Annotated in this window: 20 protein-coding genes; 14 read left to right on the plus strand and 6 right to left on the minus strand. The window is 70.8% G+C overall.

Annotated elements, in window-relative coordinates; genetic code table 11:
- On the plus strand, positions 1-1,201 hold a 1,201-nt coding region (locus tag ABT061_RS43535), incomplete at its 5' end, for a purine-cytosine permease family protein (RefSeq protein WP_350929421.1).
- An 89-nt stretch (positions 1,202-1,290) separates the two neighbouring features.
- On the opposite strand, the gene ABT061_RS43540 is transcribed toward ABT061_RS43535, so the two are convergent.
- Positions 1,291-1,836 (minus strand): MarR family winged helix-turn-helix transcriptional regulator, encoded by a 546-nt coding sequence (locus ABT061_RS43540; protein ID WP_350929424.1) that lies wholly within the window; start codon positions 1,834-1,836, stop codon positions 1,291-1,293.
- Between the two features lie 119 nt (positions 1,837-1,955).
- On the opposite strand from ABT061_RS43540, the gene ABT061_RS43545 reads away from it, so the two are divergent.
- A complete protein-coding gene (locus ABT061_RS43545) occupies positions 1,956-3,542 on the plus strand; it encodes an LLM class flavin-dependent oxidoreductase (protein ID WP_350929426.1) in 1,587 nt (528 codons plus the stop codon).
- Between the two features lie 94 nt (positions 3,543-3,636).
- Here the strand turns inward: ABT061_RS43545 and cydB are convergent, their stop codons facing one another.
- The 3 genes from cydB to ABT061_RS43560 all read right to left on the minus strand — a co-directional run bounded on the left by cydB (position 3,637) and on the right by ABT061_RS43560 (position 7,381).
- Complete coding sequence (cydB, locus tag ABT061_RS43550) at positions 3,637-4,578, minus strand: cytochrome d ubiquinol oxidase subunit II (protein WP_350929428.1); 942 nt, start codon at positions 4,576-4,578, stop codon at positions 3,637-3,639.
- A gap of 11 nt (positions 4,579-4,589) precedes the next feature.
- Positions 4,590-6,014, minus strand: coding sequence for a cytochrome ubiquinol oxidase subunit I (locus ABT061_RS43555; protein ID WP_350929430.1), 1,425 nt, complete (start codon positions 6,012-6,014; stop codon positions 4,590-4,592).
- A 464-nt stretch (positions 6,015-6,478) separates the two neighbouring features.
- Positions 6,479-7,381: a polysaccharide deacetylase family protein gene (locus ABT061_RS43560; RefSeq protein ID WP_350929432.1), complete on the minus strand. Its 903-nt coding sequence runs from the start codon at positions 7,379-7,381 to the stop codon at positions 6,479-6,481.
- Positions 7,382-7,642: 261 nt separating this feature from the next.
- Here ABT061_RS43560 and ABT061_RS43565 point away from each other — a divergent pair, with 261 nt between their 5' ends.
- The 8 genes from ABT061_RS43565 (at position 7,643) to mnhG (ending at position 16,079) form a co-directional block, all read left to right on the plus strand.
- Complete coding sequence (locus ABT061_RS43565; protein WP_502991611.1) at positions 7,643-8,710, plus strand: fatty acid desaturase family protein; 1,068 nt, start codon at positions 7,643-7,645, stop codon at positions 8,708-8,710.
- 108 nt (positions 8,711-8,818) lie between these two features.
- The gene (locus tag ABT061_RS43570) at positions 8,819-9,505 is read left to right on the plus strand and encodes an SRPBCC family protein (RefSeq protein ID WP_350929434.1); all 687 of its coding nucleotides are present in this window, start codon (positions 8,819-8,821) and stop codon (positions 9,503-9,505) included.
- 210 nt (positions 9,506-9,715) lie between these two features.
- Positions 9,716-12,505: a Na+/H+ antiporter subunit A gene (locus ABT061_RS43575; protein WP_350929437.1), complete on the plus strand. Its 2,790-nt coding sequence runs from the start codon at positions 9,716-9,718 to the stop codon at positions 12,503-12,505.
- A complete protein-coding gene (locus ABT061_RS43580) occupies positions 12,502-13,320 on the plus strand; it encodes a Na(+)/H(+) antiporter subunit C (RefSeq protein ID WP_350929439.1) in 819 nt (272 codons plus the stop codon). Before ABT061_RS43575 ends, ABT061_RS43580 begins: the two co-directional genes overlap by 4 nt.
- Positions 13,320-14,924: a Na+/H+ antiporter subunit D gene (locus ABT061_RS43585; RefSeq protein ID WP_350929441.1), complete on the plus strand. Its 1,605-nt coding sequence runs from the start codon at positions 13,320-13,322 to the stop codon at positions 14,922-14,924. Before ABT061_RS43580 ends, ABT061_RS43585 begins: the two co-directional genes overlap by 1 nt.
- On the plus strand, positions 14,921-15,481 hold the full coding sequence (locus ABT061_RS43590) for a Na+/H+ antiporter subunit E (protein WP_350929443.1): 561 nt from the start codon (positions 14,921-14,923) through the stop codon (positions 15,479-15,481). Before ABT061_RS43585 ends, ABT061_RS43590 begins: the two co-directional genes overlap by 4 nt.
- Positions 15,478-15,738 carry an MrpF/PhaF family protein gene (locus tag ABT061_RS43595; RefSeq protein WP_350929445.1) on the plus strand — a complete coding sequence of 87 codons (261 nt, stop codon included), beginning with the start codon at positions 15,478-15,480 and terminating at the stop codon, positions 15,736-15,738. Before ABT061_RS43590 ends, ABT061_RS43595 begins: the two co-directional genes overlap by 4 nt.
- A gap of 5 nt (positions 15,739-15,743) precedes the next feature.
- Entirely contained in the window at positions 15,744-16,079 is a 336-nt protein-coding gene (gene mnhG / locus ABT061_RS43600) for a monovalent cation/H(+) antiporter subunit G (RefSeq protein WP_350929537.1), read from the plus strand.
- Positions 16,080-16,331: 252 nt separating this feature from the next.
- Here mnhG and ABT061_RS43605 read toward each other — a convergent pair whose 3' ends face one another.
- Positions 16,332-17,423: a M20 family metallopeptidase gene (locus tag ABT061_RS43605; RefSeq protein WP_350929447.1), complete on the minus strand. Its 1,092-nt coding sequence runs from the start codon at positions 17,421-17,423 to the stop codon at positions 16,332-16,334.
- The gene (locus ABT061_RS43610; protein WP_350929449.1) at positions 17,420-18,490 is read right to left on the minus strand and encodes a LacI family DNA-binding transcriptional regulator; all 1,071 of its coding nucleotides are present in this window, start codon (positions 18,488-18,490) and stop codon (positions 17,420-17,422) included. Before ABT061_RS43610 ends, ABT061_RS43605 begins: the two co-directional genes overlap by 4 nt.
- A 208-nt stretch (positions 18,491-18,698) precedes the next feature.
- On the opposite strand from ABT061_RS43610, the gene ABT061_RS43615 reads away from it, so the two are divergent.
- From ABT061_RS43615 to ABT061_RS43630, 4 genes are read left to right on the plus strand one after another with little or no spacing between them, the layout of a single operon-like run.
- Positions 18,699-19,682, plus strand: coding sequence for a substrate-binding domain-containing protein (locus tag ABT061_RS43615; protein WP_350929452.1), 984 nt, complete (start codon positions 18,699-18,701; stop codon positions 19,680-19,682).
- 17 nt (positions 19,683-19,699) lie between these two features.
- Positions 19,700-20,473: an ATP-binding cassette domain-containing protein gene (locus ABT061_RS43620; RefSeq protein ID WP_030923543.1), complete on the plus strand. Its 774-nt coding sequence runs from the start codon at positions 19,700-19,702 to the stop codon at positions 20,471-20,473.
- Positions 20,470-21,471 carry an ABC transporter permease gene (locus ABT061_RS43625; RefSeq protein WP_030923544.1) on the plus strand — a complete coding sequence of 334 codons (1,002 nt, stop codon included), beginning with the start codon at positions 20,470-20,472 and terminating at the stop codon, positions 21,469-21,471. Before ABT061_RS43620 ends, ABT061_RS43625 begins: the two co-directional genes overlap by 4 nt.
- On the plus strand, positions 21,468-22,520 hold the full coding sequence (locus tag ABT061_RS43630; protein ID WP_350929455.1) for a phosphotriesterase family protein: 1,053 nt from the start codon (positions 21,468-21,470) through the stop codon (positions 22,518-22,520). Before ABT061_RS43625 ends, ABT061_RS43630 begins: the two co-directional genes overlap by 4 nt.
- The last annotated feature ends 2 nt before the right edge of the window (positions 22,521-22,522 follow it).

A 22,522-nucleotide genomic window follows, 5' to 3' on the forward strand; every position in this document is an offset into this window, starting at 1 on the left:
GCTGGCCGAGCTGCGCGCCTGCCTCGGCTACGTCGAGCAGGACGCGCCGGTGCTGGACGGCACGCTCAGGGAGAACCTCGTCTTCGCCGCGCCGGCGACGCTCACCATGGGGGCGGCGATGGCCGACCGCCACGGCGGGGCGGTGCCGATCGTCGCCGTCCTGCTCGGCGCTGCGCTCATGGCCGCGCTCCTGTACGGCCAGGGCATGCTGGGCCTGGGCTCGTCCCGCGCCGAGGGCGGCACGCTGACGGATGTCGCGCCCACCTACCTCTCCCCGGCCGCCCGCACCGCGGTGGGCGTCCTGCTCACCCTGGCCATGATCGGCTGGAACGGTTTCAACGTGGGGCTGGGCGGCGCCTCGCTCGGCACCGTGACCTCCCTGCCGGGACCGGTGGGCGCGGTGCTGCTGGCCGCCGCCGTCCTGGCCGCCTCCTACGCCTCCGGCCGGCTGGGCAACCGGATCGCGGTCGTCACCACGCTGGCGGCGCTCGCGCTGGTCGCCGTGTGCGTGATCAGGCTGAGCCCGCCCGTGCTGCCGGTCACCGCCGACGTCCGCGGCATCCTGCCGGACGTGGCGGTCCTGGTCGGGTACGTCGCCGTCTTCGCGCTGCGGGCACCGGACTTCAGCCACGGCCTCGCCGGGCGGCGGGACCTGCTGGTGTGTGTGGCGCTGCTGGTGGTCCCCGCGTCGCTGGCGACCCTGGCCGGCGCCGGGGTGTGGCTGCGCACCGGCTCGCCCGACGTGGTCGCGACGCTGGCGGGCACCGGTGACATCGCGGCGTTCGGCAACCTCTTCGTCACCGCGGCGGTCTTCGCCCCCAGCCTGACCACCACCTACTCCGGCGCTCTGGCGATCAGGTCGGTCAGGCCCGGCCTCTCCAGGACCGCGGCCATGCTGACCGTCGCCGTCCCCGGCACGCTGCTGGCCGTCCTCCGGTTCGACCTCTATCTCCTGCCCTGGCTCTCGGCGCTGGCCGCCGCCCTGCCCCCGCTCGTCGTCCCGATGGCCGCCGAGGCCTGGCGCCGCCGCCGGGGCGGCGCACCCCGCATGATCCCCGTCTGGACGTGGGGCCCGGCCGGTGTCACGGCCACCGCCCTGGCCCTCCTCGGCGTCCCCGCCGCCTCCCTCGCCGGCCTCGCCCTGGCTCTCGCCGCCACTGCGCTCAATGCCTTCGGGCGCAGGCCCGCGGCGTTTTCCTGACACGGTGCGCGTCCCGGTCGGAACGCCCGTCAAAGATGCCGTACTCAGGCCTCGTTGAGGTCAGCCTCGGCGTGGATGGAGGCCTGGGTTCAGCGGCGGGGGGCGCGGCGTGGTTTGGCGGGAGTGGTGTCGGGGGCCAGTTCGGCGACGAGCCGGCAGGTGTCGTGCACCGGGTCCAGGGTGTTGGCCTGGATGGCCAGCTTCCTCAGCAGCTCGCGGAAGACGGAGCGGTCCGCCGGGTCCAGCGGTGCCAGGACGTGCTCCTCGGCGTGTTCCAGCCGGGTCTGGGTGTCGGCCCAGGTCGCCCTGCCCCGCTCGGTGGCGACGATGCGCTTGTTGCGCCGGTCGGCGGGGTCCGGCCGGCGCTCGACCAGGCCGGCCTGCTCCAGATCGTCGAGCAGGTAGGTCATGACCGTCTTGTCGACGCCGAGGCGCTGCGCCAGCGCTCCCTGGCCGCCGGGGAGCTCCTGGGCGGCCGCGGTGAGCACCTGATAGCCCCTGGGCCCGCCGGGCAGGTGGCTGACCAGTGCGTTCGCCGTCCTGACGTAGGCGCGGAAGACCACCCCGAGGGTCCAGCCCAGGTCGCTGTCCAGGGCGTCCGAGGTCTCCGTGCCGGGACGTTGGGTTGCGGGCATGTCGCCAGATTATCAGTACTAAAGGTGAAAAAGACCTTCTGTTTGACAATCTATCTGTTTTAAATACGATCTGTCGTGCCATGGTGCCGCACATCCGACATGACGTTCCAAGGAGAGACATGGCCGACTACGGGCACGAGCTGCTGTTCGGAACCTTCCTGACCCCGGTCGCCGAGCAGGCTCAGCGGGTCGTCGCGCTCGCCCAGCTCACCGAGCAGGTCGGCCTGGATCTGGTGACCGTGCAGGACCATCCGTACCAGGCGCGGTTCCTCGACACCTGGACGCTGCTGTCGGTCATCGCGGCGAGCACCTCGACGGTGCGGGTGTCGCCGAACGTGGCGAACCTGCCGCTGCGCCCGCCGGCGGTGCTGGCCCGCAGCGTCGCGACCCTGGACATCCTCAGCGGCGGCCGGGTCGAGCTCGGGCTCGGGGCGGGTGCCTTCTGGGACGCCATCGCCGCCGTCGGCGGCCCCCGGCTGAACGCGGCGCAGGGGGTCGACGCCCTCAAGGAGGGCATCGAGGTCATCCGGGCCGTCTGGGCGACCGGCGGCGGGTCCGTACGGGTCGACGGTCGGTATCACCGCGTCTGGGGAGCCCACCCCGGCCCGGCGCCCGCCCACGACGTCGGCATCTGGCTGGGGGCCTACAAGAGGCGGATGCTCGACCTGACCGGGCGGCTCGCGGACGGCTGGCTGCCCAGCAGCGCCTACGCCGCCCTGGACGCGCTCCCGGCGATGAACGCCGCCATCGACGAGGCCGCGGTCGATGCGGGACGCTCACCCGGTGACGTCCGGCGCCTGTACAACATCTCCGGCGCCTTCACCGGCTCGGGACGCGACTTCCTCCAGGGACCGGCGCAGGTCTGGGCCGAGCAACTCGCCGAGCTCACCCTCACCCAGGGGATGAGCGCCTACATCCTGGCGAGCGACGACCCCGACGACATCCGGCGCTTCGCCGCCGAGGTCGTTCCCGGTGTCCGCGAACTCGTCGAGGCCGAGCGCGGCGGTTCGGGGCCGTCCGCCGCCGACCGGTCCGGGGCCGCCGACGCCGAGGTACGCGGTACGCCGGCGGCCGTCGTCCCGCCCGCCCGGATCAGGGGCGCGGTCCCCGCCCTGGGAGTCACGCCCACCCCGGACGACGGCGTCCGGCTCGCCGACGTTCAGGTCTGGGACGAGAGCACCCGTCCGACAGGTCCTGATCCCGACCCGGATCGCACCTACACCGCCCGGCAGCGGGCGGCCGGACAGCACCTCGTCGACATCCACGACCACCTTCGCAAGGAGCTCACCGAGATTCGCGGGCTCGTCGACCAGGTCACCGCCGGTGCCATGGATCCCGGTGCCGCACGCTCGCACATCAACACGATGACGATGCGCCAGAACAACTGGACGGTCGGCACGTACTGCGAGTCCTACTGCCGCGTCGTCACGACCCACCACACCCTGGAGGACCAGAGCCTCTTCCCGCACCTGCGCCGTTCGGACCCCAGGCTCACGCCCGTCGTCGACCGCCTCCAGCAGGAGCACCACGCCATCCACGAGGTCCTCGAAGGCGTCGACCGGGCGCTGGTCGCCTTCGTCGGCCGGCCGGACGGTCACCAGGAACTGCGGGCGGCCATGGACCTGCTCACCGACACGCTCCTGTCCCACCTGTCGTACGAGGAGAGGGAACTGGTCGAGCCGCTCGCCAGGCTCGGCCTGCACTGAAGGCCACGCGCGGGTTCGGGGCAGGGCTCTCCCGGCGACCGGCGACCGGCGGTGAAGCGGGAAGCCCGACCCGTGAGAGGCGGGCCAGGGTGTCTCAGGACACCTCGGCGACCAGGCGCTTGCGGAAGACCCAGTACGACCACGCCTGGTAGCCGAGCACGAACGGCAGCGCGATCAGGCCGATCCAGGTGAGCATGCCCAGCGTGTACGGGCCGGAGGCGGCCTCGGCGACGGTGAGGCCGGGGAGCGGGGCGGGCCACAGGGCGCCGAACAGGGCGCCGCCGCCCAGCGCGATGGACGAGGCGGTGGCGGCGAACGCCCAGCCGTCCCGGCCGCGCCAGGTCAGCGCGATCCCCGCGGCCAGGGCCGCCATCGAGGCGAGCGCGCCCGCCCAGAGCCACGGGGCCGCCGACCAGCCGGCGGCCACCGCGTCCGTGGCGGGGATGTTCGGCAGTGCCACCACCGCGGCGGGCAGCGCCACCGCGGCGGCGATCATCGCGGCGCGCCGGGCACGGGAGCGCACCGGCCCCGAGGTCTTGAGCGCGACGAACACCGCCCCGTGCAGCACGCACAGCGAGAGGGAGAGCACCCCGCCGACCAGCGCGGCCGCCGCGCTGTTCCGCAGCAGGTCGGCGAAGACGGCGCCCCACAGGAACGCGGGGAGCGCGCTGCCGACCAGCACGCTCAGGTCGCACCAGGCGCGGTCGGAGGCGTGCTGGACCTTGCCGCGCCACTCCAGGCCGATGCCGCGCACGATCAGCCCGACGAGGATCAGTGTGATCGGCAGGTAGAACTCGCTGAGCAGCCCGGCGTACCAGGCGGGGAAGGCGGCGAACATGGCGCCGACCGCGGTGATCAGCCAGACCTCGTTGCCGTCCCAGACCGGGCCGATCGTGCCCAGGACCTGCTTGCGCTCGGCCTCGTTCCTGGCCAGCGCCGGTGCCAGCATGCCCACGCCGAAGTCGAAGCCCTCCAGCACGAAGTAGCCGATCCACAGGAACGCGATGAGTACGAACCAGAAGGTGGTGAGTTCCATGATGGTCGCCTTCAGTACATCAGGGTCGGCTGGAGCCGGACGTCCGCGGTCTGGTCGTCGCGTGAGGGCGGGGTGAGGGGCACGGCGGGAACGGCGGGTTCGGGGCCTGCCTTGACGTGGCGGATGATCAGTACGGCCTCGGCCACCGCGAACACGCCGTAGACCAGGGTGAAGACCGCAAGTGAGATGGCCACCTCGGTGAGGCTCACGCCGGGCGACACGCTCGCCGCGGTGAGCAGCTCACCCTGGACGGTCCACGGCTGGCGGCCGATCTCGGAGAGCAGCCAGCCCGAGATCATCGCGATGGTCGGCAGCGGCAGCGCCAGCAGGGCGGCCCTGGCGAACCAGGCCGGGATCTCCTGCTGCGGGTGCTTGCCGCCGCGGCGCCTTCGGGTCAGCCAGAGGCCGAGAATCGACAGGCCCACCGTGGCCATCCCGAAGACGATCATCACGCGGAAGGACCAGAAGACCACCGGCAGGTTGGGCAGGTAGTCGGCCGGGCCGAACTGCTCGGTGAACCGGGCCTGTATGTCCGCCGTGCCCTGGACGACCGCGTTCGGGTCGTTGGTGGACAGGAAGCTGAGCAGTTTGGGGATCTCCACCCCCGGCACCGGGGAGAACGCCGCGCCGGCCGTGTCGTGGGTGAGCCCCTCGGCGGCGGCCAGCTTCATCGGCTGCTGCTCGTACAGCAGCTTGGCGGACATGTCCCCGCTGACCGCGACCACCGCGCCGGCGATCGCCGTCATGGCCAGCGCGGCCCGGATCGGGGTCCGCCAGATGCTCGGGGTGTTCCGCCGCGCCGTGGCGGCGCGCCGCTCCTTCAGGACCTGGTAGCCGCAGACCGCCAGCACGAAACCGCCCCCGACCACGAAGGCCGCCCCCACCACGTGGGGCACCTGCGCGAGGGCGGCGGAGTTGGTGAGCACCGCCCACAGGTCGGTCATCCGGGCCTTGCCGTCGATTACCTCGTAGCCGACAGGGTGCTTCATCCAGGCGTTGGCGGCGAGGATGAAGTAGGCGGACACGGTGGAGCCGATGACCGCGATCCAGATGGTGGCCAGGTGAACGCGTTTGGGGAGCTTGTCCCAGCCGAAGATCCACAGACCGATGAAGGTCGACTCCAGGAAGAACGCGAGCAGTGCCTCCAGCGCCAGCGGGGCGCCGAAGACGTCACCGACGAAGATCGAGTACTCGCTCCAGTTCATGCCGAACTGGAACTCCTGCACGATGCCGGTCACCACGCCCATCGCGAAATTGATCAGGAAGATCTTCCCGAAGAACTTCGTCAGCCGCAGGTAGTGCTCCTTGCCCGTGCGGTGCCAGGCGGTCTGCAGGCCGGCCACGAAGACACCGAGGCCGATGGTCAGGGGTACGAACAGAAAGTGGTACACGGTGGTCACCCCGAACTGCCACCGGGCCAGGTCTAGTGCGTCCATCTTCCCTTCGCGTTCCCCTCACGGGTCCGTTGCTCTACAGCTCGTAGTTCTATCCTTAGTAGTACTACAAGCTGTAGAGCAAAAAGAGGGTGGGGCGCCGCGAGCTGGTGCGATCTTTGTCACATGGTCCGGTGCGAGACCGCACTTCTCGGCCGGACCGAGACCGCCCTTCGGCTCGCGGCGCCGGCTCTCCTCCTGCCGCGGGGAGTCGCCACGCATGTCCCGTCACATGGACGCATCCCCGCCGCCCGCCATCCCCCCGGAGGCGTGACTCCATGGTGGGGCGGGAGGCACCCCCGGGGCGTCCACCTCCGGAGTGATTTCGAGGTACGCCGCGCGGGCGACACCGCGAGCCTCCCGCGCCGGACTCAGGGCCCTCGGCACCGTGTTCGGTGACTCCCGGTCGCCGGTGACGGCCGCGGCGGGACGGTGACCGGAAACCCGGCCGAGGTTCCCGGTCGGTGCTAGCGGGTCGCCGCCTTCGAGGTCGCCGCCTTCAGGTACGCGTCGAGGTTGCCGAGCTCGAACCCCCGGCGCCTGATCTTGGCGACGAGGATCTCGAAGTCACGGGCGAGGTTCGGACGGAAGTGCAGCAGCAGCACATCGCCGGGGCGGAGCTTCTTGTCGGGCACCTGGTAGGCGATCTTCCCGCCTGGCTGCACGGTCGCGGTCCAGAGCAGGAGCGCGTCGATGCCGCAGGCCTTGGCGGCCCTGCGGGTCAGAGTGTTGTGGTTGCCGAACGGAGGGCGGAACAGGGTGGGCGCGGTGCCGGTGTGCCTGCGGATCAGTGTGGAGGCGCCGCAGATCTCGGCCTTCTGCCCCTCGTAGCCGAGCGCGGGCAGGTTCGGGTGGGTCAGCGTGTGGTTCTCGATCGTCGCCCCCGCGTCGCGCAGGTCGCGTACGTACCTCCACTTGCCCGCGCCCAGGAACCTGCCGCCCTGGGCGGTCGGGTCGGTCGCGCCCCTGGCCTCCACGGCGTCGCGGGTGACGAAGGCCGCCACGGGGATCCGCCGGTCACGGACCTGTGCCACGAAGCCGGGATCCTGCTCCCAGCCGTCGTCGATGGTCAGGAAGACGACCTTCCGCCTGGTGGGGATGGAACTGATCACCGGAGGCAGGCCGTCAGCGGGACGGGGGATCACGCCCACCTCGCCCGGTCTTGGCATCGCACCCGGCGGCCCTGCCGGTGTCTTCGCGGCCCGGCCGTCCCCGCCGGCGGGGGCCTTCCCCGCACCGGAGGAGGCACCCGGCGCGGGGGCGGCGCCCTCGCCGGCCCCGCCGTCCAGGCCGGTGGCGCACCCGGCGCTCACCGCCAGGGCCGTCGCCGTCGCCGCCGCTCTTATCGTCCAGTACGTCCCCGATGCCATGGGCGACCATCCTGCCAGCAGCCGGGAGTCTGTTCGATCATGCCGCGCGCGGGCGATTCAAATGGCTATGTTGTTGTAATTCCTTGATCACGGCATTTGGCGGGGTAGGGTCAGCACTACCACGAGTAGGGGTGGGAGCGGGGGTTTGCGAGCGCGGTGAGCACGCAATCCTGGGAAAGTCATCATGCCCGGTTGACGTAGAGATATGGCGTCGCCGGTTGACGTAATCATTCGAGTGATCCGGCCCATCTGAGGAGAACCGTGACCAACTCCACCGCGATCGACGACGCGGATCCCCCCGCCCCCCTTGAAAGCGTGGAGCGGGGTAGTGATTTCGCCCGCCTGTCGCGCCGGATCACCCAGGCGGGGCTGCTGGACCGGCGCCCCGGTTACTACGCCGTACGGCTCGGCCTGGTGGCGGCCTCCTTCGTCGGCGGCTGGGCCGTCTTCTTCGCCGTCGGCGACTCGTGGTACCAGCTGCTGGTCGCCGCCTTCCTCGCGGTGGTGTTCGCGCAGATCGGGCTGGTCGCCCACGATCTGGCCCACCGCCAGGTCTTCCGCTCCCGCCGCTCCAGCGAGCTCGCCGGGCTGGTGGCCGGAAACCTCGCCATCGGCATGAGCTACGGCTGGTGGATGGACAAGCACACCCGCCACCACGCCAACCCCAACCACGAGGACCACGACCCCGACGTCGCCCCCGACTTCCTGGTCTGGTCGCACGAGCAGGCCGCCGAGAGCAGGGGGTTGTCCAGGCTCCTGGGTCGCCGGCAGGCGTTCCTGTTCTTCCCGTTGCTCACGCTCGAGGGGTTCAACCTGCACGTGTCCAGCGTCCGGGCCCTGCTGCGCCCGACGACCAAGAACCGGGCCGTGGAGGCGTCGCTGCTGGCCGTGCACGCGGTCCTGTACCTGGGCGCGCTGTTCACCGTACTGTCGCCGGGCAAGGCCGTGGTCTTCCTTCTGCTGCACCAGGCGATCTTCGGCGTCTACCTGGGCTGCACCTTCGCGCCCAACCACAAGGGGATGCCGATGCTCAGGGGCGAGGAGAAGCTCGACTTCCTCCGGCGCCAGGTGCTGACCTCGCGCAACGTGCGCGGCGGCAGGGTCCTCGACACCGTGCTCGGCGGGCTCAACTACCAGATCGAGCACCACCTCTTCCCCAGCATGCCGATGCCCAACCTGCGCCGCGCCCAGCCGATCGTCCGGGCCTACTGCGAGGAGCTGGGTGTCGACTACCTGGAGTCCGGGATCGTCAGCTCGTACGCACAGGCGCTGCGCCATCTGCACGACGTGGGCGCGTCCCTGCGAGCCGGAAGCCCCGCGCCCGGCTGACCCCGGCAGGTCTCGTGCGTCAGAGCGGCAGCACTGACAACGAAGGGTCGCGCCGGCGGGCAGATGTTGCTGTTATCCGCCCGCCCCGAAATTGCCTAGGGTGCTGATGTGAAGCTCGCAGGCAGTGCCGTGCTCGGCATCGACAGAGATCGTGTGTGGTCAGCGCTCCAGAACCCGGCCGTGCTCGTACGCACGATTCCGGGGTGCGAGCGCCTTGAGGAGACGGGCCCGGACACCTACCGGATGACCGTCACCGCGGGAGTGGCCTCCATCAAGGGCGTCTACCAGGGCGAGGTCGCCCTGTCGGAGCCCGAGGCTCCGGAACGGTTCGTGCTCAGGGCTCGCGGCCAGGGCGCCCCCGGCACCGTGGACGCCACGGTGCAGGTCCGTCTCAGCGAGGTCGAGGGCGGCACCCGGATCGACTACGACGCCGAGGCCGTGATCGGCGGCATGATCGGTGGCGTCGGCCAGCGCATGCTCGGCTCCGTCGCGAGGAAGACCGCGGGTGACTTCTTCTCCGCGGTGGAGAGCCATCTCGTCTCCGGTGTATCCGGTGTCTCCGGCGAGGCCCCCGTCGCCACGATACCTGCGGAGACCGTCGCACCCGCCGCACCCGCCGCGCCGGGAGTGACGGTCGAAGCCGGCCCCGCGCACGTCTTCGAGCGCCCGGCGAAACAGCCCAGAGCCGGAGTCCCCGCCTGGTCGCTCCTCGCCGCGTTCGGCACGGGCGCGGGCGTCGCGCTCGGCAGCGCGGTGATCGGCTGGCTGCTCGGCCGTACCGGCAGAAAGCGGTGACGTCGCTCACAAAAGGAGAGGGGTAAGCGCTTCCGCCGGCGGCGGCGCCGAGGGGTGTCAATGGCCCTGCCAGCAGGAACGTTCGAGGAGTCGATCATGCCTCGATGAAGGATCTACGGTGTTCGGGGCAGCGGTCCGCGCGTTTGACCAGGCAAACTTACGCCTTTTAGGATCCTGGCGTACGTCTGCCACGACGGGTCACGGGGGAAAATGGAGCCGCTGCTGATCCTGCACGCCGTGGCGGCGGTGCTCGCTCCGGCGCTGGTGCGCCGCTTCGGCAGGGCCGCGTTCCTCATGCTCGCCGTGCCGCCGGCCTGCGGGTTCGGCTACACGATCTGGATCGCCCTGACCGGCGTTCCCGTCGAGTCGCATCACGACTGGGCGCCCGGCCTCGGCCTGGGGCTGTCCTTCCGCGCCGACGCGCTGGCCCTGCTGATGATGGCCCTGGTCACGGGCGTGGGCGCGCTGGTCGTGCTGTACTGCTCGCGTTACTTCTCCGCGGGCGCCGAGGGGCTGGGCCGGTTCGCCGGGGTGCTCGTCGCCTTCGCCGGGGCGATGCTCGGGCTGGTGGTCGCGGACGACCTGCTGCTGCTGTACGTGTTCTGGGAGCTGACCACGGTCTTCTCCTACCTGATGATCGGCCACGATCCCGCCAGCAGGACCAGCCGCCGCGCCGCGATGCAGGCGCTGATCGTCACCACGTCCGGTGGCCTGGCGATGCTGGGCGGCATGGTCATGCTCGGCGAGGCGGCGGGAACGTACCGCATCTCGCGGATCGTGCAGAGCCCGCCGTCCGGCGGCCTGGTGGCGGTGGCGGTGGTGCTGATCCTGGTCGGCGCGCTGTCGAAGTCGGCGGTCTTCCCGTTCAGCATGTGGCTGCCCGCCGCGATGGCCGCGCCGACCCCGGTCTCGGCCTACCTGCACGCCGCGGCGATGGTGAAGGCGGGAATCTACCTGCTCGCCCGCCTGGGCCCGGCTTTCGGGGAGCTCGCCGCCTGGCGGTGGACCGCCGTACCCCTGGGCCTGCTCACCATGCTGCTCTGCGCCTGGCGGGCGCTGCGCGAGCACGACCTCAAGAAGCTGCTCGCCTACGGCACGGTGAGCCAGCTGGGTTTCCTGACGGTGCTGTTCGGCGCGGGCACCCGCGACACCGCGATCGCCGGGGTCGGGATGCTGCTCGCGCACGCGCTGTTCAAAGCCTCCCTCTTCCTGGTCGTCGGCATCATCGACCACGCCACGGGCACCCGCGACCTGCGAGAGCTGAGCGGCCTGCGGCGCTCGGCGCCGTGGCTGGCCGCGGTCGCCACCGGAGCCGCCGCCTCGATGGCGGGCATCCCGATGTTCCTGGGGTTCGCCGGTAAGGAGGCCGCCTTCGAGTCGCTGCTGACCGGACGGGGCATCGACACGGTGGTGCTCGCCGGAGTCGTCCTCGGGTCGGCGCTCACCGCCGGCTACAGCGCGCGTTTCCTGTGGGGCGCCTTCGCCGCCAAGCCCGGTGTCGAGCCGGTGTCCGTGCACTCCTTCGGCGCCGCGCTGTTCCTGCCGCCCGCGCTGCTCTCCGTGCTCGGCCTCGCCGTCGCCCCGTTCGCCGCACGGTACGGCGAGGCGATGCGGAGCTACACCGACACCTTCCCCGGGCCCGGCCACGGCACCCACCTCGCGCTGTGGAGCGGCGCCCCGGTGCCGCTGCTGCTCTCGGCCGTCGCACTGGCGGGTGGAGCGCTCCTCTTCCTGGCCAGGAAACCGCTGGCGCGGATCGGGGAGGCCCTGCATGTGATCGATTCCGGCCGGGCCTACTGGGGACTGGTCCGCGGGCTGGAACGTTTCTCCCTGCAGCTGACCGGCGTCGTCCAGCGCGGCTCGCTGCCCGACTACCTCATGATCGCATTCGTCTCGGTGGCGGCGGTGGGGGTCTTCTCGCTGGCGTACGGCCCCGGACCCGACCTCCGGCTGGACGTGGTGGCCTGGGACCGCATCGAGCAGCCCGTCATCGGCGTGCTCATCATCGCCGCGACGGCCATCGCGCTCAGGGTGCGCTCCCACATCGTGCTCGTGCTGGTGGCCGGCCTGACCGGGTACGGCACGGCGCTGCTCTTCCTCGTCCACGGTGCGCCCGACCTGGCGCTGACCCAGTTCCTCGTCGAGACGCTGAGCCTGGTCGTGTTCGTGCTGGTGCTGCGGAGGCTTCCCCTCGGGCCGAGGGAGGAGCGGGGACGGCTGTCGTTCGGCGCGCGGCTCACCCTCGGCATCGTGAGCGGTGTCGTGGTGGCGGGGGCCGGCATGTTCGCGATGAACGCGCGGCAGGCGACACCGATCGGCACGCTGATGGCCGAAGCGGCGAAGGAGGCCGGGGCCGCCAACATCGTCAGCGCGCTCCTGGTCGACATCAGGGCCTGGGACACCATGGGGGAGAGCTCCGTGCTCGTCGTGCTCACCCTCGGCATGACCGGCCTGATCTTCCTGCGCAGCCGCTCGTACGCGCCGCAATCCCCGCCGGAGAGAACCGGGGAGGAGCCCCGGACGTACTGGCTGGCGACCACCCTGCCGCCGGGGCAGCGGACGGTGGTCCTCGAGTTCGTGGCCCGGGTGACCTTCCACACCGTGATGCTGGTCTCGGTCTTCCTGCTGTTCACCGGGCACAGCGGGGTGGGCGGCGGGTTCGCCGGAGGCATCGTGGCCGGCCTCGCCCTGGTCCTGCGCTACCTCGCCGGAGGCAGGTACGAGCTGGCCGCCGCCGCACCGGTCGCCCCCGGGGTGATGATCGGGCTGGGGCTCCTGCTGTCCACGCTCACCGCGCTGGTGGGGCTGCTGGGCGGCGCCGGAGTGCTGGACATGCTCTCCGCCGACCTGTACGTCCCGCTGGTCGGCAAGCTGCACCTGTCGACGGTGCTCCTGTTCGACCTCGGGGTCTACATCACGGTGATCGGCATGGTGCGGGACATCCTGCGCAGCCTGGGCGCCGAGCTGGATCGGCAGATCGACGAGGGGGAGGGCCGGTGACCGCGCCCGTGCTGCCGCTCCTGGTGGTCGCCGTGCTCGTGGCCGCGGGGGTCACGCTGCTGCTGGAGAGGAGCCTGGTCCGGCTGCTGGCCGGCGTCATCCTGCTCAGCAACGGGGTGAACCTGCTGATCCTCACCGTGGGCGGGCCGCCGGGAGAACCGCCGATCCTGGGCGCCTCCGACCCGGAGCGGATGGCCGACCCGCTGCCGCAGGCCATGGTGCTCACCTCCATCGTCATCACGCTGGGCGTCACCGCCTTCCTGCTTGCCATGATCCATCGATCCTGGCAGCTCACCGGTGCCGACGAGGTGCAGGACGACACCGAGGACCGCCGGGTGCGGCTGCGCGCCAGGCAGGGCGAGCTGAGCCAGGCCGTGCTCGACCGGCAGGCGGCGTACCAGCGACTGGTCCGCGAGCAGCGCGCCGAGCTGGCCCGGCTGGAGGAGGAACACCACGAGTGGGAGCGCCGGGAGGCCGAGGAACTGGAGCAGCGGATCCTGGACGTCAACGTAGACCTGGGCCACTGGTTGCAGCAGCACAAGAACGACGGCCTGTCCGCCGAGCGGCTCGCCGAGCGTTTCGCCGAGGCCCAGCAGGCGGAGGACGTCTCCAAGGAGGGCCGGGAGAGGCGCCTCCGTGAGGTGCGCGCCGAGTTCGACCGCAGGCAGCGGGAACAGGCGGCGCGCGAGCGTGAGATCCGCAAGCGGCTCCGCGCCCGCCAGCGCGACGCCCGCAGGCAGATGCGCGCCGCGATCCGGGAGGACCGGGCACGACAGGCCAGGGCGGAAGATCCCGAGCTGGAGGGGGAGGACTGATGGAGGCGCTGATCCCGGTGCCCGTGGTGCTGCCGCTGCTGGCCGTCGGTCTCAAGCTGGCCATCGGCCAGAGGCTGCGCAAGTTGCAGGCGCTCATCAGCGTGGGCACGCTCACGGTGGTGCTGCTCGTGTCGCTGGTCCTGCTGTTCGCGGCGGATCGGCAGGGGCCGCTGGTGGCCCACGCCGGGGGCTGGGGCGGGCAGATCGGCATCGCGCTCGTCGCCGACCGGCTCTCCACGCTGATGCTGGCGGTCTCCTCCGCGGTGACGCTCTGCGTGATGATCTACTCGCTCTCTCAGTCCTGGGCCGACCAGGAGTACAAGGCCTCACTGTCGATCTTCCACCCGGCTTACCTGATCATGGTCGCCGGAGTGTCGGACGCCTTCCTCTCCGGGGACCTGTTCAACCTCTTCGTCGGGTTCGAGATGCTGCTCGGCGGCTCGTACGTGTTGCTGACCTTCGGCGGGACCGAGTCCCGCATCCGGGCGGGTGCCACCTACACGGTGATAGGACTGGCCTCGTCACTGCTGTTCCTGGTCGCGATCGCGGTGGCCTACGGCGCCACGGGCACCGTGTCGCTGGCGCAGCTGGCCGAGCGCTTCTCGGTGCTGCCCCAGCATGTCAGGCTGCTGGTCGAGTTGACGCTCCTGCTGGTCTTCGTGGTCAAGGCCGCGATCTTCCCGATGTCGGCATGGCTGCCCGACTCGTATCCGACCGCGCCCGCCCCCGCGACGGCGCTCTTCGCCGGGCTGCTCACCAAGGTCGGCGTCTACTCGATCATCCGGCTGGAGGCACTGCTGTTCCCCGGCGGTCCGGTGGGCGACATACTGATGTGGGCGGCGCTGCTGACCATGCTCGTCGGGGTGCTCGGGGCGGTGGCGCAGACCGACATAAAACGGATGCTCTCCTTCACCCTGGTCAGCCATATCGGCTACATGGTGTTCGGAGTCGCCCTGTTCAGCGTCCAGGGCATGGCGGGGGCCATCTTCTACGTGGCCCACCACATCACCGTGCAGACGAGCCTGTTCCTGGTGACCGGCATGATCGAGCGCCGCACCGGCACCACCTCCCTGGAGGGTCTCGGCGGTCTGGCGAAACTGACACCCGTGATCGCGGTGCTCTTCTTCGTGCCCGCGATGAACCTGGCGGGCATCCCGCCGATGTCAGGCTTCCTGGGCAAGCTCGGGTTGATCCAGGCGGGAGTGGCGAACGGCGGTCCGATGGCCCTGACCCTGGTCGCCGGAGGGCTGGTGACCAGCCTGCTCACCCTGTACGCGGTGGCCACGACCTGGAACAAGGCGTTCTGGCGGGTGCCGCCCGCGGGAATGGTCACCGAGGGGGGAACCGTGCTGGAGACCCAGGAGGACACCCAGGAGGACAGGGACGGAGCGGACCCGAAGCCCGCCGCCGGGGCCGCCGACGAGGCGATCGTCACCTCCGTCACCATGCCGAAGCTCATGTTCGCCTCCACGGCCGCCCTGGTGGCGCTGGCCCTGTCCTTCACCGTGCTGGCCGGCCCGCTGTCCGCCCTGTCGGAGCGGGCCGCGGAGGAACTGCTGGCCCGCGAACCGTACATCTCCGCGGTGCTCGGCGGTGAGCGGTGAACGAGCCCCGCCCGACGTTCACGGTGCTGCGGCTGCTGGGCAGGCCCGTGCCGCTGCCGCAGGTGCTCTGGCTGACGCTGATCTGGCTGCTGCTCTGGGGAGACCTGAGCGTGGGCAACGTGCTCGGCGGCCTGCTGGCCGGGCTGGTCCTCGTGTGGCTGCTGCCCCTGCCGATCCAGGACACCGGCATCCGGCTCCACCCTGTCAAGATCCTGCTGTTCCTCATCCGCTTCTTACGGGACATGGTGATCTCCAGCTTCCGGGTGGCCTTCTGGGCGCTGAGACTGGGCAAACCGCCGCCGGTCCAGTTCGTCGAGGTGAGACTGCGCGCCTCGTCGGAGTCGATGGCGGTGCTGGTGACGGTGGCGCTGTCGGCGCTGCCGGGCAGCCTGGTGCTGGAGGCGAACGTCCGGGAGAGAACGCTCCTGCTCCACGTGCTCGGCGTGCCCGGTGACCCGTCGACGGTCAGCCAGGTCACCCAGGATGACGTGACCCGGTTGGAGAACCGCATCGTGGCCGCCTTCGGCACTCGCGCGGATCAGGAGGAGGTGCGATGACGACGGTTTACCTGATCGCTCTGGGACTGCTCGCCGCCGCGGCGGCGATGACGCTCTACCGCCTGGTGCGCGGTCCGACGATGCTGGACCGCGCCGTCGCGCTGGACGTGCTCACCGCCGTCGTCATCTGCGCGATCGGGGCGGGGGCGGCGACCTACCGGGAGTACTCGATGCTGCCCGTGCTGCTGGTGCTCTCCCTGCTGGGGTTCGTCGGCTCGGTATCGCTGGCCAGGTTCTTCTCCGGGCGTGCCCGGTGACCGCGATGGACGTGGCCGCGGCCGTCTGCCTGCTGCTGGGGGCGACGCTGGCGTTCGCGGCGGGGGTGGGCATGGTCAGGTTCCCCGGCACCCTGGCGCGCATGCACGCGGCGACCAAGCCCCAGGTGCTCGGCCTGCACCTCATCCTGCTCGCCATGTGGCTGCGCGACCCCAGCTGGAAGATCGCCGGCGTCATCATCCTGGTCGCCGTCTACCAGGTGGTGACGGCCGCGGTGGCCGCCTACATGGTGGGAAGGGCCGCCTATCTCACCGCGAAGCCGCAGGACGACGGCGACGACGGCACGGCCGTACCGTCTCCCGGCGACGCTCGCGCCCAGTAGTGCTCTGTCAGGTGTCAGGGAGTCCTCACCGGTTCGCCGGACGGTCCCGGCCGTCCGGTGAACGTGGGTGGACATCGCACCGGCGGAGGCGGAACCCGAGTCCGGCAGGCGTCCACCGGGCCTTGGCCGAACACACCGAGCGCGAGGTGTGTCCGGACGTCGTCGCACGGGCCGAGGCCGAGTTCACCGAGCTCCAGGTGCGCACCTGACCGGCTGCGTTACCGCAGGTCAGGCAAATTCCCCCGATTTTTGTTACGACGGCAACCCCGCCAGGGCGCCGGTGTAGATCTCGACGGCCTCCTCGATCCGGGGAGTCTCGCAGTACTCGTCGGTGACGTGTGCCTGCTCCGGCTCCCCGGGGCCGCAGATCACGGTGGGTACTCCGCCGCAGGCGGCGACCAGCACCGAGGCGTCGGTGAAGTAGCTGGCGGCCGGTCGGTCGCCCGGGGGGCGGGCCCCCGCGGTGAGCAGGGCCCGCACGAAGGGGTCGTCCGGGTCGGTCCACACCGAGGGCAGGTCGGTCAGCACCTCCAGCGAGGTCTCCCCGCCGAGCCTCTCCCGGAGCCGCTCGCGTAGCTCCGCGTGGTCCTGGCCGGTGACCGTGCGTATGTCGACGGTCGCTTCGGCGAGGTCGGGGACGGAGTTCACGTTGATCCCGCCGTGTACGGTCCCCACGTTCGCGGTCGGCGCGCCGAGCCAGGGGTGGGGGGGAACGCCGGGATCGAAGCGCTCGACGGCGCCGATGGCACGGGCCAGCTTGTAGATCGCGTTGTCACCCAGGTGGGGCATCGAGCCGTGAGCGGTCCGGCCTTGGGCGGTCGCCTTCAGCCAGAGCGCGCCCTTGTGCCCGAGCAGGGCGCGGTTCGCGGTGGGCTCGGCCACCAGCAGCCCCCGGGATCGGCTGACCAGCCCACGGGCGATCATGTCGATCGCGCCCTCGCAGCCGGTCTCCTCTCCCGCGGTGAGGACGATCTCCAGCGCCACCCGGCGGCCCGGCCCGCGCGCGTGCCGCTCGGCGGCGACGACCAGCGCGGCCACTCCGGCCTTCATGTCGCTCGACCCCCGCCCGTAGAGCCGGTCGCCGTCCACCTCCGCGGCGTGCGCCTCGTGCGTCCATGCCTGGCCGCCCAGCGGAACCGTGTCGAGGTGACCGGTGAGGGTGACGGGCATGCCCGTTCCCCACCGGGCCACCAGTCCGGTACGGCCGGGCGCGTGGTCGTGCGCCCGCACCTCGAAACCGGCGGCCTCCAGCCTGCGGGCGAGCGGCTCGGCGACCGCGGCCTCGCCACCGCCCACCGAGTCGATCCTGATCAGCTCGCGGGTCAGTTCCACGACGTCGGTCATGTCGTTTCCTTGTCTTCCTGACCGTCCCCGGTCATGCTTCCTCCGGCTCCGGCGGTGACCACGCCCCTGGTCACGGGGCGACTGGTCTGCCGTACGACGAGCCGGGGGGCGATCGCGATGCGCTGCGCGGGCCGTGGATCGCCCACCCGTACCTGGTTCAGCAGGCGTACCGCCTCGGCCGCCATCTCCTCCACGGGCTGGCGCACCGTGGTGAGCGGCGGGTCGCACATCGCCGCGTGGCCGACGTCGTCGAACCCCACCACCGATATCTCCTCGGGAACCCGCACACCGCCGAGCCGCAGTGCCCGCAGCAGGCCGACCGCGATCTCGTCGTTTCCGCAGACCACCGCGTCCGGCAGGGCGTCGCCGGCGAGCAGCGCCTGCCCGGCCTCGAAGCCCCAGGCGAGGGTGAACTCGCCGAGCAGCGGCGGCAGGGAGGCGATCCCGGCACGGGCTGTGGCGAGCTGGAAGCCGGCCAGCCGCAACCTCGCGGAGGAGTTCATCAGGCGGCTGCTGACGAAGACGACGGAGCGTGCTCCTCCGGCGACCACGTGGTCGACCGCCTGGGCCAGCGCCGAGTCGTCGTCCACGCCGACCCAGTCGGCTCCGCCGCCCTCGATGTAGCGGTCCACCTGTACCAGGGGCACCTGCCGGGCCGCGTTCAGCACGGCCGGCGCGCTGGCCTCGAAGTCGCACGGGCTGATGATCAGGCCGTCCACCCGCCGGGCCAGCAGCGTGTTCAGCCGCCGGGCCTCGATCTCGGGTGTGTACAGGGAGGCGCACAGCAGCAGGTCATGTCCGGTCTCCTGGAGCTGATGCTCCACCGACTCGACGATCGTGGTGAAGAACGGGTTGCCGATGCCGGGAACGATCATGCCGATTGTTCCGGTGGTCTGGTCGCGCAGTGCCTTGGCGATGGCGTTCGGCCGGTAGCCCAGCTCGGTGGCGGCCCGGGTCACCCGCTCGGCCACCTCGGCGGTGACCTTGCGACGCCCGGACAGGGCACGCGAGGCCGAGGCCACGGAGACGCCGGCCGCTCTGGCCACGTCGTGGATTGTCACGCCCATGTTGTGTAATCGATTTCCCTGGTCGCGCTGAGGATAACCGGCCGCCTCCCCGTCATGTGAGCTCGCTCATGTGCGGGTTGTTAGAACCATAGAGCGTCCGCGGCCTTACGTCACCTTGACGGGAGTTTGCCCTGGTCGCTACCATCCCCGGACATTGGTAATCGATTACCAACCCCCCGCTGTATCAGCGTCTCGAAAGGCTGATTCGATGGCACGACCGACTCGCTTCACCCGCCTGACCGCCGTCACGGCGATCCTTGCCACCGGCCTGCTGGCCGCGGCATGTGGCGGCACGGACGCTTCCGACGCCGCGCCCTCGGCCGACGGCGGAGAAAAGCCGAAGATCGGCCTGGTGCAGATCAACCAGCAGGCGATCTTCTTCAACGAGATGAACGCCGGCGCCCAGCAGGCCGCGAAGGAGGCGGGCGTCGACCTCACGATCTTCAATGCCAACGACGACCCGGTGAAGCAGAACGAGGCCATCGACAACTTCGTCCAGCAGCAGTTCGACGGCGTCATCGTGGTGGCCATCGACGTCGAGGGCATCAAGCCCGCCGTCAAGATCGCCAAGGACGCGGGACTGAAGGTCGTGGCCGTCGACGCGATCGTGGACTCCCCGGCGGTCGACACCCAGGTGGGCGTGGACAACGAGGACGCGGCCAAGCAGATGGGCACGTTCGTCAACGAGTGGGCCAAGAAGCAGAATGTGGCCGCGCCGAACATCGGCGTGGTCGGCGCGCTCAACTCCTTCATCCAGAACGTGCGCAAGGACGGCTTCAACTCGACCGTCGAGGCGGCCGGCGCCAAGATCGTCCAGACCGTGGACGGGCAGAACAAGCAGGAGGCCGCCCTGGCCGCCGCCGAGAACCTGCTCACCTCGCGCTCGGACCTCACGGCCGTGTACGCCACCGGAGAGCCCGCGCTGCTCGGCACGGTGGCCGCGGTGAAGTCGCAGAACGCGAGCGACCGGGTCAAGGTCTTCGGCTGGGACCTCACCGCGGAAGCGATCGGCGGCATCGACGCCGGCTTCGTCGCCGGAGTCGTGCAGCAGGACCCCAGGACCGAGGGCTACGAGGCGGTCAAGGAGGTCAAGGCGCTGGTCGGTGGCGCGCAGGCCAAGAAGACCATTGATGTGCCCGTCACGATCGTGACCCAGGAAAACGTCGACAAGTACCGTTCCACGTTCAAGTGAGCGGCGGAGAGACCCCTATGACCGACTACGAGGCGACCGGCGCGGACCGTGTGGTCATGCGCGACATCCGCAAACGCTACGGAATGGTCGACGCACTGCGCGGGGCCAATCTGCGGGTCGGTGCGGGCGAGGTGGTGGGACTGGTCGGCGACAACGCCGCCGGCAAGTCCACCCTGATGAAGGTGCTGGCGGGCACCGTCGTGCCGGACTCCGGGCAGATCGTCTTCGATGGCCGCCAGGTGTCCTTCGCCACCCCCCGCGACGCTCGCGAGCTGGGGATCGAGATGGTCTACCAGGACCTCGCGCTCTGCGACGACATCGACGTGGCGGGCAATCTGTTCCTCGGCCGTGAACCGCGCCGGGCCGGTGGCCTGCTGCTGGACATCAAGCGGATGCACGAGGACGCGCGCCGGCAACTCGACGCGCTCAACATCCGGATCCCCCTCACCGACATCCCGGTGGGAGGGCTCTCCGGCGGCCAGCGGCAGGCGGTCGCCATCGCCCGCGCGGTCACCTTCGGCCCCAAGCTGCTCATCCTCGACGAGCCCACGGCCGCGCTCGCCGTCGCCGAGGTCGAGACCGTGCTGGAACTGATCAAGACCGTCTCCTCCCAGGGGGTCTCGGTGATTCTGATCACCCACCGCCTCCAGGACCTGTTCCGGGTCTGTGACCGGCTCTGCGTGATGTACGAGGGGACGCTCCGCGCCGACCTCGACGCCCGCACCACCAGCCTGGAGCGGCTCGTGTCGGAGATCGTCGCCCACGACCAGCCCGAGGGAGCGCGGTCATGACCGTCACCAGTGAGAGGGTGGTCACCACCCGATCGGCCCGCCTCACCGCCCACATCGGCAGCCACGCCCAGACCATCGCCATCGGGGCCGTGCTGGTCCTGCTGCTGATCTTCTTCTCGTTCTCCGCCGACCGCTTCGCCAGCGTCGGCAACCTGCTCAACCTGATCCGGCAGATCTCCCCGACCCTGATCGTCGCGGTCGCGATGACCTTCGTGATCAGCACCGCCGGTATCGACCTGTCGGTCGGCTCGACGGTCGCGCTGTCCGGATCGTTGCTGGCGATCGTCCTGCAGCAGGGCTGGGACCCTACCCTCGCGCTCATCGCGATCCTCGCGCTCGGCGCGGCGATCGGGTTCGTCAACGGCTGGTTCTCCTCCTACCAGGGCATCCCGGCGTTCATCGTCACCTTGGCCATGCTCTCGATCCTGCGGGGCACCGCCCTGCGCGCGACCGAGGGGTACTCCACTCCGATCGACGGTGAGTTGTGGATCGTCCAGCTCGGCCAGGGCCGCATCGCCGGAGTGCCGGTGCCGGCCATCCTCGCCGTGGTGATCGCGCTGCTCGGCTGGCTGGTCCTGACACGCACGCCGTTCGGCCGCTACGTGGTCGGTCTCGGCTCCAACGGTGAGTCGCTGCGCCGTACCGGTGTGAACACCCGCAGGGTCGGGCTCACCGTCTACGTGCTGGCCGGCCTGGCCGCCGCGCTTGCCGGAGTGCTGATCGCCACCCGGCTCAGCTCCGGGTCGTCGAACGCGGGCACCGGGTTCGAGCTGGAGGTCATCACGGCCGTCGTGCTCGGCGGGACCAGCCTGTTCGGCGGACGGGCCAGCATGCTCGGCACCATCTTCGGCGCGCTCACCCTCGGCGTCATCGCCAACGGCCTGGTGCTGCTGCACGTCTCGCCGTTCTACGTGCAGATCGTGCAGGGCAGCATTCTCCTGCTGGCCATCTTCGCCAACAACAAAATGTGGGCGAGGTTCGGCGCGGTGCGGAAATGACCGGCCGGGCCGACGCGACCGCGACCACGGTGCTCGGCGAGGTGCCCGTCGCCGAGCTCGGCATCACTCTCTGCCACGAGCACCTGCGCAACGACGGCGCCAGCGCCTGGCACCCCGCCCCCGAGGGCGACGCCGAGGGTGAGCTGATCGCCGGCTCGCCGGTGCGGATGGAGTTCCTCGGCCGGCTGAGGCTGGACCCCTACCTCTCCCGCGACAACGTGTCCCTGGACGACACCGGTGTGGCGATCGAGGAGGTGGCCCGATTCGCGGCCCGTGGGGGCCGCACCGTGCTGGACGTCACCCCGGAGGGCATCGGCCGCGCCCCGGCGGAGCTGGTCCGCATCGCCCGTGCCACCGGCCTGAACATCGTGATGGGCTGCGGCTTCTACCTGGAGCGCACCCACCCGGCCCGGGTTCGCGGGATGAGCGCCGCCGACGTCGCCGACGAGATCGAACGAGATCTGGTCGACGGCGCCGGGGGAGTACGTGCCGGGGTGATCGGGGAGATCGGGATCTCCCCGGACTTCACCCCGGCCGAGGAGAAGGTGCTCCGCGGCGCCGCCCGAGCCCAGGCCCGCACCGGCGTGCCGCTCTCGGTGCACCTGCCCGGGTGGGTACGGCACGGCCACCGGGTGCTCGACGTCGTCGCCGAGGAGGGCGGCCTCCTCACGGCCACCGTGCTGTCACACCTGAACCCCAGCCTGCGTGAGCGCGACTACCAGGTATCCCTCGCCACCCGGGGGGCCTACCTCGGATACGACATGTGCGGCATGGACTACCTCTACCCCGGCGAGGGCCAGTCGCCGTGCGACGAGGAGAACGCCGCCGCCGTCGCCTGGCTGGTCCGCGCCGGCCTGGGCGGCCGGTTGCTGCTCTCCCAGGACGTGTTCCTCAAGACCATGCTGGTCCGGTACGGCGGAACCGGCTACGCGCACATCCTCACGCATTTCGTGCCGCGTCTGCACCACCACGGGCTGACCCCCGAGGACACCGACCGGCTGCTCGTCGCCAACCCGCGCGAGCTCTTCACCACCCCGAAGACCCTCTGAAG

Origin of the sequence: Streptosporangium sp. NPDC002544, assembly GCF_040295965.1 — a bacterium.
Lineage (GTDB): Bacteria > Actinomycetota > Actinomycetes > Streptosporangiales > Streptosporangiaceae > Streptosporangium.

Coding starts and splice junctions, on each gene's coding strand:
- ABT061_RS43625 (WP_030923544.1), top strand. CDS start 20,470: ATGACCGTCACCAGTGAGAGGGTGGTCACCACCCGATCGGCCCGCCTC.
- ABT061_RS43575 (WP_350929437.1), top strand. CDS start 9,716: ATGGAGCCGCTGCTGATCCTGCACGCCGTGGCGGCGGTGCTCGCTCCG.
- ABT061_RS43585 (WP_350929441.1), top strand. CDS start 13,320: ATGGAGGCGCTGATCCCGGTGCCCGTGGTGCTGCCGCTGCTGGCCGTC.
- cydB (WP_350929428.1), bottom strand. CDS start 4,578: ATGGAACTCACCACCTTCTGGTTCGTACTCATCGCGTTCCTGTGGATC.
- ABT061_RS43540 (WP_350929424.1), bottom strand. CDS start 1,836: ATGCCCGCAACCCAACGTCCCGGCACGGAGACCTCGGACGCCCTGGAC.
- ABT061_RS43545 (WP_350929426.1), top strand. CDS start 1,956: ATGGCCGACTACGGGCACGAGCTGCTGTTCGGAACCTTCCTGACCCCG.
- mnhG (WP_350929537.1), top strand. CDS start 15,744: ATGGACGTGGCCGCGGCCGTCTGCCTGCTGCTGGGGGCGACGCTGGCG.
- ABT061_RS43610 (WP_350929449.1), bottom strand. CDS start 18,490: ATGGGCGTGACAATCCACGACGTGGCCAGAGCGGCCGGCGTCTCCGTG.
- ABT061_RS43630 (WP_350929455.1), top strand. CDS start 21,468: ATGACCGGCCGGGCCGACGCGACCGCGACCACGGTGCTCGGCGAGGTG.
- ABT061_RS43560 (WP_350929432.1), bottom strand. CDS start 7,381: ATGGCATCGGGGACGTACTGGACGATAAGAGCGGCGGCGACGGCGACG.
- ABT061_RS43555 (WP_350929430.1), bottom strand. CDS start 6,014: ATGGACGCACTAGACCTGGCCCGGTGGCAGTTCGGGGTGACCACCGTG.
- ABT061_RS43615 (WP_350929452.1), top strand. CDS start 18,699: ATGGCACGACCGACTCGCTTCACCCGCCTGACCGCCGTCACGGCGATC.
- ABT061_RS43605 (WP_350929447.1), bottom strand. CDS start 17,423: ATGACCGACGTCGTGGAACTGACCCGCGAGCTGATCAGGATCGACTCG.
- ABT061_RS43620 (WP_030923543.1), top strand. CDS start 19,700: ATGACCGACTACGAGGCGACCGGCGCGGACCGTGTGGTCATGCGCGAC.
- ABT061_RS43595 (WP_350929445.1), top strand. CDS start 15,478: ATGACGACGGTTTACCTGATCGCTCTGGGACTGCTCGCCGCCGCGGCG.